Annotated in this window: 12 protein-coding genes; 9 read left to right on the top strand and 3 right to left on the bottom strand. The window is 70.3% G+C overall.

Features of this window, described 5'->3' with window-relative positions; genetic code table 11:
• Window positions 1-282: 282 nt before the first annotated feature.
• Window positions 283-753, top strand: a complete 471-nt coding sequence (locus HZB25_06830; protein MBI5836939.1) for a DinB family protein — start codon at window positions 283-285, stop codon at window positions 751-753.
• A 209-nt stretch (window positions 754-962) separates the two neighbouring features.
• On the opposite strand, the gene HZB25_06835 is transcribed toward HZB25_06830, so the two are convergent.
• Window positions 963-2,093 carry a 6-phosphofructokinase gene (locus tag HZB25_06835; GenBank protein ID MBI5836940.1) on the bottom strand — a complete coding sequence of 377 codons (1,131 nt, stop codon included), beginning with the start codon at window positions 2,091-2,093 and terminating at the stop codon, window positions 963-965.
• A 191-nt stretch (window positions 2,094-2,284) separates the two neighbouring features.
• On the opposite strand from HZB25_06835, the gene mscL reads away from it, so the two are divergent.
• The 7 genes from mscL (at window position 2,285) to HZB25_06870 (ending at window position 9,949) form a co-directional block, all read left to right on the top strand.
• Window positions 2,285-2,689, top strand: a complete 405-nt coding sequence (gene mscL, locus HZB25_06840) for a large conductance mechanosensitive channel protein MscL (protein ID MBI5836941.1) — start codon at window positions 2,285-2,287, stop codon at window positions 2,687-2,689.
• Between the two features lie 253 nt (window positions 2,690-2,942).
• The gene (locus HZB25_06845; GenBank protein ID MBI5836942.1) at window positions 2,943-4,121 is read left to right on the top strand and encodes an aminotransferase class V-fold PLP-dependent enzyme; all 1,179 of its coding nucleotides are present in this window, start codon (window positions 2,943-2,945) and stop codon (window positions 4,119-4,121) included.
• Window positions 4,118-4,648, top strand: a complete 531-nt coding sequence (locus HZB25_06850) for an LOG family protein (GenBank protein ID MBI5836943.1) — start codon at window positions 4,118-4,120, stop codon at window positions 4,646-4,648. The genes HZB25_06845 and HZB25_06850 overlap by 4 nt, the downstream gene beginning before the upstream one ends.
• A complete protein-coding gene (locus HZB25_06855; GenBank protein ID MBI5836944.1) occupies window positions 4,645-5,265 on the top strand; it encodes a cyclase family protein in 621 nt (206 codons plus the stop codon). Before HZB25_06850 ends, HZB25_06855 begins: the two co-directional genes overlap by 4 nt.
• A gap of 29 nt (window positions 5,266-5,294) precedes the next feature.
• Window positions 5,295-7,169 carry a hypothetical protein gene (locus HZB25_06860; GenBank protein ID MBI5836945.1) on the top strand — a complete coding sequence of 625 codons (1,875 nt, stop codon included), beginning with the start codon at window positions 5,295-5,297 and terminating at the stop codon, window positions 7,167-7,169.
• Window positions 7,170-7,356: 187 nt separating this feature from the next.
• Window positions 7,357-8,865, top strand: coding sequence for a sigma 54-interacting transcriptional regulator (locus tag HZB25_06865; GenBank protein ID MBI5836946.1), 1,509 nt, complete (start codon window positions 7,357-7,359; stop codon window positions 8,863-8,865).
• A complete protein-coding gene (locus HZB25_06870) occupies window positions 8,855-9,949 on the top strand; it encodes a VWA domain-containing protein (protein MBI5836947.1) in 1,095 nt (364 codons plus the stop codon). The genes HZB25_06865 and HZB25_06870 overlap by 11 nt, the downstream gene beginning before the upstream one ends.
• A 13-nt stretch (window positions 9,950-9,962) precedes the next feature.
• Here the strand turns inward: HZB25_06870 and HZB25_06875 are convergent, their stop codons facing one another.
• A complete protein-coding gene (locus tag HZB25_06875; GenBank protein MBI5836948.1) occupies window positions 9,963-11,054 on the bottom strand; it encodes a hypothetical protein in 1,092 nt (363 codons plus the stop codon).
• Between the two features lie 256 nt (window positions 11,055-11,310).
• Window positions 11,311-12,009 carry a hypothetical protein gene (locus tag HZB25_06880; protein ID MBI5836949.1) on the bottom strand — a complete coding sequence of 233 codons (699 nt, stop codon included), beginning with the start codon at window positions 12,007-12,009 and terminating at the stop codon, window positions 11,311-11,313.
• A gap of 143 nt (window positions 12,010-12,152) precedes the next feature.
• On the opposite strand from HZB25_06880, the gene HZB25_06885 reads away from it, so the two are divergent.
• The gene (locus tag HZB25_06885) at window positions 12,153-12,779 is read left to right on the top strand and encodes a pyroglutamyl-peptidase I (GenBank protein MBI5836950.1); all 627 of its coding nucleotides are present in this window, start codon (window positions 12,153-12,155) and stop codon (window positions 12,777-12,779) included.
• Window positions 12,780-12,822: the final 43 nt, after the last annotated feature.

Consider the following 12,822-nt stretch of genomic DNA (forward strand, 5'->3'; position numbering starts at 1 on the left):
GGGGTGCACCAGTCGAACACCTCGGCCTCCGCCACCGCTGAGGTCGGCGGCGCAGCCGTCGAGCGACATGGACATGATTGCGACAACTTCGACCGCGCGTGTCCCTTTCGAGAGGTGGAGCGCTATAATTCAAAAGTCGCCCGGTCTCGGAGTCCGCGGGGATCCACATCACCCGAAGAGTAGCATGACGCGAGTCGTTATTCCTGTCCAATGGGGGTTCGGTGGCCTGACAACCGTCATGCGACGGGGCCATTCGTCTTCAATCAAGCGCGGAGGAACGTGATGCCTGTCTCGCAAGCATTTGCGGAGAGCAGTCGATTGCAGCGGGAGCGCCTGCGGGCGCTGATCGCCCGGCTCGACGCGAACCAGCTCGCCGCGCATCTTCCCAACGGCTGGACGGTCGCGGGAGCGCTCGCCCACGTCGCGCTCTGGGATCTCCAGCGTCTCGGCCTGATGCGCCGGTGGGCCGCCCGCGACATGTGCGGCGGGGATCCTCCCGACGACGCGCGCAAGTATGACGGCGATCTCTTCAACGACGCGGCCCAGCCGCTGCTGGAATTGATCCCGCCCGAGCGGGCCGCGGCGGCGGCGTTGCACGCCGCGGAGGAGATCGACGCCTATCTCGCGCAAGTCCCCGACGAAGTGGTCGAGATGGCCCTGGCGCGTCCCGACGCGCCGAACCTGGACCGGGGCTCCCACCGGAAGCACCATCTCGATATCATCGAGAAGGCGCTGGGGGAATCCGCCAGGTAGGCGGGAGGGATAAGTCCGGGTCAAGGTCGCCCGCTTCCCTCCGTCTCCATGCGAAACGCGGAAAGGAGGCCGAGGCCGGGAACTTCCTCAGAACCGGGCTGGCCTGGGTCGAGCAGGAGCGGGCCACGACGGCCGGGTCTTGTGTGCTCCCCCCCAATCAAACGGGGGGCAGACGCCCCCCGTTCGTTCCACGATATTACCCTGGACCCCTAATCTCCGAACGTCATCCCCACCGCCCGCGCGGCGCGCACCATGGAGCCGTCCGGGTCCACGTTGCGCGGCTTCTCCACGGCGTCCTCCAGCGGCACCGAGACGATCTCCGTTCCACGCAGCGAGGCCATCCTCCCGAACTCGCCGCGGGCCACCAGGTCCGCCGCCATCACCCCGAGGCGCGTTCCCAGCACCCGGTCGAAGGGCGTGGGGGGGCCGCTGCGCTGCAGGTGCCCCAGCACGGTGACGCGCGTCTCGATCTCGGTGGAATCCTCGATCTGGCGGGCCAGCCAGTTGCCGATGCCGCCCAGGCGCACCGGGTCGGTGCTGTCCTCGATCCGCTTCTGCACGATCTCGGTGCCGCCCGCGGGCTTGGCGCCCTCGCCCACGACGACGATGGAAAACCTGCTGCCGCGGCGCAGCCGGTCGCGGATCTGCTCGTAGACCTTCTCGAGCCGGAACGGGATCTCCGGGATCAGCACGATGTCCGCGCCCCCGGCCATGGCCGACTCCAGCGCGATCCAGCCGGCGTAGCGGCCCATCACCTCGACCACCATCACACGGTGGTGCGCCTCGGCGGTGGTGTGCAGCATGTCCACCGCCTGCGTGGCGATGCGCAGGGCGGAGTCGAATCCGAACGTCACGTCCGTGGCGGAGAGGTCGTTGTCGATGGTCTTGGGCACCCCCACCACCTGCAGGCCCTTGCGCGCCAGCTTGCTGGCCATGGTCAGCGTGCCGTCTCCGCCCACGGCGATCAGGGCCTGGATGCCCAGTCGCTGCAGGTTGTCGAGCACGTCGTCGGAGCGGTCCTCGTAGGTCTTCTGGCCGCCCGCCAGGTGCGGCACGCGGAAGGGGTCGTCGCGGTTGCTGCTGCCGAGGATGGTGCCCCCCAGCGGCAGGATGCCGCGCACGTTGTCCATGGTGAGGGGACGGGTCCGGTTCTCGAGCGCGCCCTTGAATCCGTCCTCGATGCCGATCACGTCCATGCCGTAGCGGAAGTGCGCCGTCTTGTACACGGCGCGGATCACCGCGTTCAGGCCGGGACAGTCACCGCCGGCGGTGAGGACACCCACGCAGCGCACCTTGGGCTTCACGGACACCTCGGGTTCGACGGAGGTCTGGGTGCTCATGTTTGCGGCCTTCCATGGTCGGCGGGCACGGGGCCCGGAAATATGTTGACCGGCGCCAATATCGCGCGTAGACAATCTAGCACGGTTATCGAACAGGGTGGCATGGACCTTTAACAGTGGTCCGGCCACCCGGTGTCGCCGTTATCCTGCTCCCGGAGGCTGTGTCCACTCCGATCCCAGAGGAGGACGCCATGGTTGGCGAGTTCAAGAAGTTCCTGCTCCAGACCAACGCACTCGCACTCGCGATCGGTGTGATCATCGGTGCCGCCGTCGGCAAGGTGGTGTCCTCGCTGGTGGCGGACATCCTGATGCCCGTGATCGGGCTGCTCATCCCCGGCGGCGCGTGGCGCGAGATGGAATTCGTGCTCAGCCACAAGCCCGACGGTTCCGTGGCCAACGCCATCAAGTACGGCTCGTTCCTGGGTGGTGTGGTGGACTTCGTGATCATCTCGTTCGTGGTATTCATGATCACCAAGTCGCTGCTCAAGCCCGCGCCCGCGCCCGCCGGCCCGGCGATGAAGACCTGCCCGCAGTGCGGCGAGAGTATCCTGGCGGCGGCGAAGAAGTGCCGCTACTGCCAGAGCGCACAGGGATAGGGGGCCGGGCGGCGCGGGGGACGGTCCGCCGGCATCCGGCCCGCATACCAGCAGGGTGAAGACGCTGCCGGGCAGCCTCTTGCCGGGCCGCGCCCGCCGGACCGGTCCGATGTGGGAAGGCGCCGCAGGCCCCGGGGTATCACCTACCCGGTCCGGCGCCCGGTCCGGCGCCCGGGGCGGTAGAATGTCCCCCTGCCGTCCGCGCGCACCGCGGGCCGCGACACCGGCACGCAGTCCGACACGAGGAGCATCCATGTCATCTCCCGCCGCCGCCACCCCCTTCGACCCGCTGCTGCGGGCGCGCGCGGAATTTCCCATTCTCTCGCACACCGTGTACATGGTGAGCCACTCGCTCGGCGCCATGCCGCGCGGCGTGCGCGACGCCATGCTCGAGTTCTCGGACCTGTGGGCCGCCCGGGGCGTGCGCGCGTGGGAGGAAGCCTGGTGGCAGCTGTCCGAGGAGACCGGCGACCTGCTGGCGCCGCTGATCGGGGCGGAGAAGGGCAGCGTGGTGATGCTGCCCAACGTGACCACCGCCGAGGCCGTGGTGCTCTCGGCGCTCGACTATCCCTCGGGGCGCAACGGCCTGGTGCACACCGCGATGGACTTCCCGTCCCTGCTCTACCTGTACCAGGGCGAGGCGCGACGGGGTGCGAAGCTGGTGCGCGTGGAATCTCCCGACGGCATCTCGGTGCCCGCGGAGCGGATCGTGCAGGCCATGGACCACACCACCCGCGTGGTGGCCATCTCCCACGTGTTGTTCCGCAGCGCCTACGTGGTGGACGTGGAGCCGGTGATCCGCCGTGCGCGGGAAGTGGGTGCGCTGGTGATGCTGGACGCCTACCAGTCGGTGGGCACGTTGCCCATCGACGTGCGCGCCTGGGACCTCGACATCCTGGTGGGCGGCTCGGTGAAGTGGCTGTGCGGCGGGCCCGGCGCGGGCTACCTGTACGTGAAGCCGGGACTGCGCGAGCGCTTCGCGCCGGCCTTCACCGGCTGGATGGCGCACCGGCGGCCCTTCGCCTTCGAGGCGCGCATGGAGTACGCGGACAACCCGTACCGCTTCCTGAACGGCACGCCGCACGTGCCGTGCCTGTACGCGGCGCGGCCCGGATACCGGATCGTGAACCGCCTCGGGGTGCCCGTCATCCGCGCACGCAGCCGCCTCATGACCGCGCGCATGATGGAACTCGCCGCGGAGCTGGGCATTCCCACGCGCACGCCGGGCGATCCCGAACGCCGCGGCGGCACGGTGACCTTCGCCGTGCCCCGGCCGGAGCGGGTGGCCGGGGAACTGATCCGCCGCGAGGTCCTGGTGGACGCCCGCCCCGACGCCGGCGTGCGCATGGCGCCGCACTTCTATACCACCGACTCGGAGATCGACGAGGCGATGACCCAGCTCAAGCGCGTCTCGGACGAGGTGGTCCGGTGAGCCGGATCATCGCGGTCTACGGCAGTTCCACGGTGGCCGCCGACTCGCCCGAGTCGCGGCTGGCGCACGAGGTGGGCCGGCTTCTCGCGGAAGCCGGCGCCGTGGTGATGAACGGCGGCTACGGCGGCGTGATGGAGGCGGTGAGCCGCGCCGCGGGCGAATGCGGCGGCCGGGTGGTGGGAGTGACGGTGGACTCGTTCGAGGGCCGCACGCCGAACCCGTACCTGAGCGTGGAGGAGCCCACGCCGGACCTCTTCGAGCGGCTGCGGGTGCTCACCGAGGAGCCCGATGGCTTCCTGGTGCTGCCCGGCGGGATCGGCACCGCCGCGGAGCTCTTCCTGGTGTGGAACCTGCTGTGGATGAAACTGCGCAAGCCGGCGCCCGTGGTGGTGCTCGGCAACGCGCTGGAGAAGGCGCTGGCCGGGCCCGCCAACCCGCTGGGGATCCCCGCGGAGCAGCTGCGGCTCATCCAGTTCGCGGGCACCCCCGCCGACGCCGTGGCTCGGGTGCTGGAGGAGCCGCGGTGAAGATCCACGACATCAGCCCCCCGGTCTCGGTGAACACCGCCGTGTGGCCCGGCGACGTGCCTCTCTCCGTGCATCGCACCCTGAGCCGCGAGCGCGGCGATGCGGTGAACGTGACCGAGATCCGCGGCACCGTGCACCTGGGCGCGCACGCCGACGGCGCGATGCACTTCCTGGACGCGGGCCGCGACATCGGACGCGCGCCGCTGGAGCCCTACCTGGGCCCGGCGCTGGTCGTGGACGTGGGCGCGGTCCCGGAGGTGCGGCCGGAGCACCTGGCCGCGGTGCCGTGGGCCCGCACCCGGCGGCTGCTGATCCGCACCACGCGTGCCTTCCGCCCCGCGCAGTTCGACGAGAACTTCCCCTGCCTGGCCGACGGTGCCGGCGAGTTTCTGGCCTCCCGCGGCATCGTCCTGGTGGGCGTGGACGTGCCCTCCGTGGATGCGTTCCGCAGCAGGACCATGGCCAACCACGTCGCGCTGCTGAACGGCGGCGTGGCGATCCTCGAGAACCTGGACCTGTCGCACGTGGAGCCGGGCGAGTACGAGCTGATCGCGCTGCCGCTGCGTCTCATGGACGTGGACGCCAGCCCGGTGCGCGCGGTCCTGGTGGAGCGGTAGGGGCACGCGGGGGCAGGGCGGGCATGGCGGTGAGGAATCCACGAGGGTCCGGACGTTCGTCCGCGGGGCCCGGGGCAGCGGGCGCCGCGGGCGCGGCACGCCGGCACGCGCGCGGCTGGCCCGCACGCGGCCAGCGGGCGCCGGGCCCGGGCAGCCCGGGGCCTCCCGCGCTGCGCGAGCACGCCCCGCCGACCTGGTTCCGCGACCTGCTGCTGGCGCTGGCCGGTGTCCTGGCCCTCGAGGGGCTCTTTCTCCGACCGCTGCTGCCCGTGCTGCGCACCCACATCCTGGTGGACGACGTGCAGGGCCACCCCGGCCTGCGCGACGCCTACCCCGGCCTGTGGGTGTTCTGGTGGGTGCAGAAGCGCCTGGCCGCGGGGCTCGACCCGTTCTTCTGCGACTGGGTGATGCCTCCCATCGGCGCGGGTCTGCACTTTGATTCCCAGCGCCTGTTGTTCACCTGGCTCACCCTGCCCGTGGCGAAGCTGCTGGGCGTGGTGGGCGCGTACAACGTGATGGTGCTGGCGTTGGTGTGCCTCGGAGCGCTGGCCTACTTCGTGTTCCTGCGCCGGACCTTCGAGCTCTCCCGCACCGCCGCGTTCCTGGGCGCGGCCGGCTTCGGGCTGTGTCCGTACTTCGTGCTGAAGGCCACCTGTCACGTGAATCTGCTGGGTGCCGGCCTGTGGGGCGGGGCGCTGGGCGCGCTGGTGCATTGCTACGCCCGCAACCGCTTCTCCGTGCGAGCCGGCCTGGTGTTCTCGGCATGCGCGTGGGCCGCGTTCTGGAACTCCTTCGTGGAGTTCTTCATGCTCGCGGTGGTGGGATTGCTGGTGGTGGCGGTGTTCGAGGTGCTGCGCGGCGGCCGCGCGCCGGCCGCCAGGTGGCGCAAGGCGGTGTTCTTCGCCTGCCTGCTGCCGGGCACGCCCTCGCTGCTCTTCCTAAGGGCCTCGCCGTGGTCGGACCAGGCCGTGATCCCGCTCTACGACGGCGTCACCCTGGCGGGGCTGTTCACCTTCCCGCGACTGAGCGCGCTCTCCGCGCTGCGCTTCGCGGAAATTCCCGAGTTCTGGGGCGTGTACCTGCCGGTGTCGTGCCTCGCACTCGCCGTGTTCGGTGCGGTGCGCCTGTGGCGCGCACCCGGCGCGCGCCCGGCCGCGCTGGGTTTTGCGGCGCTGGCGCTGCTCTGCGTGGCGCTGACCGTGAACGCCGCGGGCCTGCCCTCCGCCGGGCTGGAGCTGCTGCCCCGCGGCCGGGCGTTTCGCGTCATGCCGCGGTTCTTCCCGATGGTGATGTTCTTCGTGATGATCTTCGCCGCCTTCGGCGTGGACGCCCTGCGCTCCCTGCGCCGCCCGGCGTGGAAGTGGGGGATGGCCACGGCACTGCTGGCGCTGGCCGCCGTGGAGTACTTCCCCCTGCGCCTCGAAGCCGGAGCCGTTCGCGCCTTCGCGCTCACCCCGGCGCAGCACCGCGCCATGGAAGACGGCCGCAGCGTGCTGGTCTACCCCCGGGGCGGCTACGGCCCGCGCGATGACACCTACCAGGTGGCGCTGGATCGCCCGACGGTATTCGCCTGGTACCTGGCCCTCGGCGGCCGCGGCCCCTACAAGCACCTCGTCCGCCGCGCGCCGCGCACGTACTACAACTGGGCCGACCCCTGGAACGGCCCCTGGGACCCGTTGCTGCGCCTGGAGCTCGCACGGCTCAACGTGGGCTACGTGTTGCTGGGGGACCGTGAGCTGCTGAAGCTGCTTCCACCCGCTGTCCGGGTGCTGGCCCGGACGGATTCCTCGGTCCTGGTCCGCCTGCCGCGAGAGCGCGAGGAGGACCTGGTCAGGGAGATCCAGGCCCTCCCGGGCCTGCCGGTGGGAGTCACACTCCCCCCAGGGTGGACCCCGCCAAGGTAGGTCGGGCATCCAGGCCGGCGTGCGCAGCTCGGCACGGCACCATCCCCGGAAGAGGTCTGCGAGGACGCCGGGCACCCGCAAACACGAATGCCGCCCGCGGGAGGCTACTCCGGGCGACATCCGCGCATCTAACCCCGCAGAGGCCCGCGACGGGCCCCGATTCCGTTCTGCCACCCCGAGGAGCTCCATGTCGAACACGTTGCGACCCAAGACCTTGGGCCAGCTGAAGGCCTCCGGCTACACCGCCCGGGGCGTGAAGGAAGAAATCCGCGGCAACCTGGTGCGCACGCTCCGCCGCGGCGAAGAGCTGTTCCCCGGCATCGTCGGCTACGAGGACACCGTCGTCCCGCAACTGGTCAACGCCGTCCTGGCGCGCCACGACTTCATCCTGCTGGGGCTGCGCGGGCAGGCCAAGACCCGCATCCTGCGCGCGATGGTGAACTTCCTGGACGAGGCGGTGCCGGTGGTCCCCGGAGCGCCGCTCAACGACGATCCCATGGAGCCCGTCTCCTCCGAGGCCCGGCGCCGCGTGTTCGAGGAGGGCGACGACCTGGCCATCGAGTGGCTGGAGCGCGACGCGCGCTACCAGGAGAAACTGGCCACGCCAGACGTGACCATCGCCGACCTGATCGGCGACCTGGACCCCATCAAGGCGGCCTCGCTCAAGCTCGCCTACAGCGACGAGCGGGTGATCCACTACGGCATCATCCCGCGCACCAACCGCGGCATCTTCGCCATCAACGAGCTGCCGGACCTGCAGCCGCGCATCCAGGTGGGGCTGCTGAACATCCTCGAGGAGCGCGACTTCCAGATCCGCGGCTTCCCGGTGCGCATTCCCCTGGACGTGCAGATGGTGTTCAGCGCCAACCCGGAGGACTACACCAACCGCGGCAACATCATCACCCCGCTGCGGGACCGCATCCAGAGCCAGATCCTCACGCACTACCCCCGCAGCATCGAGGAAGGCATGAAGATCACGCAGCAGGAGGCGTGGTTGGAGCGCGGCGACCACCGCGTGGACGTGCCGCGGTTCCTGCGCGAGGTGATCGAGGAGGTCGCGGTGCAGGCGCGCGAGAGCGAGTACGTGGACCAGAACTCGGGAGTCTCGGCGCGCATGACCATCGCGCTGGCGGAGACGGTGGTGTCCAACGCCGAGCAACGCGCCATCAAGCTGGGCTCGCCGTGCGCCATGGCCCGGGTGTGCGACCTGGCGGCCGCGGTCTCGGCCGTCTCGGGCAAGGTGGAGCTGGTGCTGGAAGGGGAGCAGGAAGGCCCGCTCAACGTGGCCCGCCACCTGATCGGCCGAGGGCTCAAGAGCTACTTCGCGCGGACCTTTCCCAGCGCGTTCCCGAAGAAGCGCCGCGGACAGCAGGCGGCCGAGGAGGGCCTGGCGAACTCGGAGTACAAGGAAATCGTGGAGTGGTTTGCCGCCGGGCACAGCGTGGAGGTGGCCGATGACTCCACCGACGCCCAGTTCCTCGAGGCACTGGACACGGTGAAGGGCCTGCGCCGCGTGGCCACGAAGCACCTCAAGCCCGCCGGCGACGCGGAGCTGGCCGTGGCGATGGAGTTCGCGCTCGAGGGGCTGCACCAGCACAGCATCCTGACCCGCGACCGCGTGGACGGGCGCTCGGTCACCTACCGCGACATGTTCAAGTCCATGTTCTCCAGCCTGGGCGGAGGCGATGAGGCTTAGATACTCGCGCTGGTCCGGCGACCGCCGGCTCACGCCGGAGTTCTTCAAGGCGCTGCTGCGCATCTACAACGACCTGCTGCTCCAGGTGAGCGGGGACGTGGAGGAGGCGCTGCGCTGGATGGAGCAGGCCGGCCGCGAATACGGCTTCTTCGACGACAAGTTCGGCATCGAGGAATTCAAGAAGCTCTTGCAGGAGGGCGGCATGGTGCGCCCCGCCACGGGCGGGGGCTACGAGGTGACTTCCCGCGGCGAGCGCGCCATCCGCAAGTCGGCGCTCAACGACATCTTCTCCACCGCGGAGAAGGGGCCCTCCGGTGACCACCGCACCCCGGCCGCGGGGGCGGGGCAGGAGCGCCTGCCGGAGTCGCGCCCGTACCAGTTCGGCGACCGGCTCTCGGACCTCGACGTGAACACCACGCTGCACAACGCGGTGCGCCGCGGGGGCCTGGACGACCTCTCGCTGGCGGAGGACGACCTGGCCATCCACGAGACCGAGCACCTGACGAACTGCTCCACGGTGCTGCTGGTGGACGTGAGCCACAGCATGATCCTCTACGGAGAGGACCGCATCACCCCCGCCAAGCGCGTGGCGCTGGCGCTGGCCGAGCTGATCACCACGCAGTATCCCAAGGACTCGCTGCGCGTGGTGCTGTTCGGCGACGACGCCACCGAGGTGCCGCTGCGGCAGCTGCCGTATGTGACCGTGGGCCCGTACCACACCAATACCCGCGCGGGCCTGATGCTGGCGCAGCGGCTGCTGGCGAAGGACCGCCAGCCCAACAAGCAGATCTTCATGATCACCGACGGCAAGCCCAGCTGCATGTGGGAGAACGGCCGGCTGTACAAGAACGCCTTCGGGCTGGACCCCCGGATCGTCAACAAGACCCTGGAGCAGGCCGGGCTGTGCCGGCGCAAGGGGATCGAGATCTCGACCTTCATGCTGGCGGAACACCACGAACTGGTGGGCTTCGTGGACAGGCTCACCCGCATCAACCGCGGGCGGGCGTACTTCTCCGATCTCGAGAAGCTGGGCTCGTACGTGCTGGTGGACTACGCGAGGAACCGGAAGCGGCGGACGAAGTGAAGGCCGGCGCCGACTAGGGGCGGAAGCGCGCCACCGGCGGCGAGGGCGCCCCGCCCGTGTCGCCCCGGAAGTTCACCAGGCCGCGATCGGTTCCCACCCACAGCGGCCAGCCCAGGTAGGCGTAGCCGAGTGCGGTGATGGTGTCGCCGGGCAGGAGCGAGTTGCGCGTGGTGAACGTCCGCCACCCGGGCTGGCGAAAGCGGGCCAGCCCCGCCGGGGTGCCGATCCACATCGTGGCGGCGGGCCGCTCGGGCCCCGCCAGCAGCGACAGGATCCGGTCACTGGGCAGTCCCGAGGGCGTGGCCCGGTACGTCGTCCACGTGGTCCCGCGCAGCACCGCCAGCCCGCCCCCGTCCGTTCCCACCCACACGTTCTGTGACGAGTCCACCGCGATGCAGGTGATGCGGTCCGAGGGCAGCGCCGAGTTGCCGGTGTTGTGGAGCGTCCAGCCGGCGCCTCCGGGAGTCCACTTTGCCAGCCCACGGTCCTCGGTGCCCACCCACGCGCCATTCGCGGCGTGCGCGATGGCGGTGACCCTGTCGCTGGGCAGGGGGGAGTTTCCCGTGTTGTTCACCCGCCAGGTCCACGCCGTGGTGTCGATCCGGGCCACACCGCCCCCCAGGGTCCCGATCCACGCGCCGTGCGTGCTGAACGAGATGGCCGTGACGTGGTTCGCGGGAAGGCTGGAATTGTCGGTGTTGCAGAACACTTCCTGCCCGGCGATCCACGCGCGCAGGCCGCCGTTCATGGTCCCGATCCAGGGCCGACGCTGGCCGCCGATCGTGTACGGCCACACCGCGGTCACGTGCGCATCGGCCAGCGGCGTGTTCGCCGTGTTAAGGTACTGCCATCCGACGAAGCGCTCGAACATCGCCAGCCCGGCGTCCTCGGTGCCGATGTAGCGCATCGTGCCCAGCACCGCGAGCGCGGTGATCCGGTCGCTCGGAATTGGGAAGGCGGGCTGGCGTATGGCGATCCAGTCGAGGTCGTAGCTGGCTTCGATCGCCTCCGAAGGCGGGGACAGGTTCTCACCCGCATCCTGCGCCTGGATCTCGAGGCGGTAGTTGCCCGGCCCCGGCAGGAAGATGTCGAACTGCAGCGGCACTCCGCTCCCGGTAAAACGGGTCGAAGTGATCTCCGATGGGAACTGGGCGCCATTCAGGAGGACGCGGAATCGGACCTGTCGCCCCTCCGGGTCAGACGCGGTCGCGCGCACCGTCCAGATCCCCGTCGTGGCCGGGAACTGGAGGGACTCCAGTTGCGGCCTGGCCGGGGGCGCGCTGGAACGGGTGGGGAGCTTTGCGCAGCCCGGGAGCGCGCCCGCCACGGCCGCGAGCACGAGACCAACCCACCGGGCGCGGCTAGTCATGCAGGTAGAACCCAAGGCGGAACTCGTGGGCATTCCCGAGGTGGGACTTGAGCAGGACGCCGTTGCCGAAGTTGTAGGTCGCGTCGCTCAGCCGGAAGAAGCGGTGGTAGGCCGCCGAGACCGCCACCCTGTCCGACAGCCACACCCGGGCCGGGAGCTCCACGTGGCCCAGCGTCACCACGCGCGTGGAGCGCCCCTCGCCGGCGCCAAGATTGCTGCCGATCCTCCCCATCGTGATCACCGGGCCCACCCCGACCGCCGGGGCCAGCTCGAAGCGCCCCCGCCGCACCCTGCCGCCAAGGCCGGCGTCGAAGTACACCCAGAACGTCTCCAGCGAGAAGGGCCCGTTCGACGTCTCCGGGCCATCCATGTAGAACCTCAGGTCCTGCCTGCCGATCCCGATGCCGTAGCGCTGTCCCAGGGTGCCCGCCTGCTGGGCGCCCACGTACAGGCCGGAGTACCGATTCATCGGAATGGTGAAGCCGCGGAACTTCACGCCGCCGACCGTGATCGGCTGATCGATGGTCAGGTCGGGCGTGAAGTAGGTGAAGCTGAACTCGAGCGCACCAGTGCCGGAATCTCCGCGTCGGGAGGCTCCGGCATGCCCCGGGGCCAGGGCCCACCACGCGAGGCACAGCGCCGACGCGGCGGCCCCCAGGAATGGAAGGGTGCGACGGGTCCGGATCTCCACGGGCGGCCTCCGTCGGGGCGCACCTCGGCGCGCCCACGGCAACGTGGAACTCGGTCTTCTGGAAACGGCCATACTGCCGGGATGTTGCGATTGAGTCTAAACCTGTGTTGGCCGCCCCGCAATCCACGAGCTATGCTGGGCCCATGAGCATCCTCATCTCCGGTTTTGGCCCGTTTCCCGGCTTCGCGATCAACCCCTCCCAGAAGCTGGTGGAATCCCTGCTGGCCGCCCCGCCCGCGGGCGTGCCGCTGGCGGGGATCATCCTGCCGGTGAAGTACGGCGAGGCCCCGCGGCTGCTGCTGGAGAAGGTGGCGGCGGTGCGCCCCTCCGCGGTGGTGAGCTTCGGCGTGGCCACCGGCTCGGACGACATCCGCCTCGAGCGCATCGGCATCAACTGGGACGAGTCCACGGTGCCCGACGGCACCGGCGACACCCCGGGCGGCCGGCGCATTGCGCCCGACGGCCCGGACGGCTTCTTCTCCACGCTCCCCCTGGCGCGCATGCTGGCCGCCTTGGAAGGTCACGAACTCCCCGCGCGCATCTCCAACAGCGCGGGGACGTACCTGTGCAATCACCTGATGTACTGCACGCTGCTGGCGCTGGAAAGCGGATCTGGATCGGGCGCGCCTCCAGGTGCCGGAGGATCCACCGCCATCCCGGCGGGCTTTGTCCACATCCCACCGGCGCGGGAATGGAATCCCGGCCCCACGGCGAGGCCGTTCGCCGCGATCCGCGGTGCGGCGCTGAGAGTGCTGGGGGAGCTGGCGTAGGGCGGACCCACCCCGGCCCGCGTCCCCGCACAGCCCGCCGTTG

It is taken from the genome of Candidatus Eisenbacteria bacterium, assembly GCA_016235265.1.
Lineage (GTDB): Bacteria > Eisenbacteria > RBG-16-71-46 > RBG-16-71-46 > JACRLI01 > JACRLI01.

Coding starts and splice junctions, on each gene's coding strand:
- HZB25_06830 (MBI5836939.1), top strand. CDS start 283: ATGCCTGTCTCGCAAGCATTTGCGGAGAGCAGTCGATTGCAGCGGGAG.
- HZB25_06835 (MBI5836940.1), bottom strand. CDS start 2,093: ATGAGCACCCAGACCTCCGTCGAACCCGAGGTGTCCGTGAAGCCCAAG.
- mscL (MBI5836941.1), top strand. CDS start 2,285: ATGGTTGGCGAGTTCAAGAAGTTCCTGCTCCAGACCAACGCACTCGCA.
- HZB25_06845 (MBI5836942.1), top strand. CDS start 2,943: ATGTCATCTCCCGCCGCCGCCACCCCCTTCGACCCGCTGCTGCGGGCG.
- HZB25_06865 (MBI5836946.1), top strand. CDS start 7,357: ATGTCGAACACGTTGCGACCCAAGACCTTGGGCCAGCTGAAGGCCTCC.
- HZB25_06870 (MBI5836947.1), top strand. CDS start 8,855: ATGAGGCTTAGATACTCGCGCTGGTCCGGCGACCGCCGGCTCACGCCG.
- HZB25_06885 (MBI5836950.1), top strand. CDS start 12,153: ATGAGCATCCTCATCTCCGGTTTTGGCCCGTTTCCCGGCTTCGCGATC.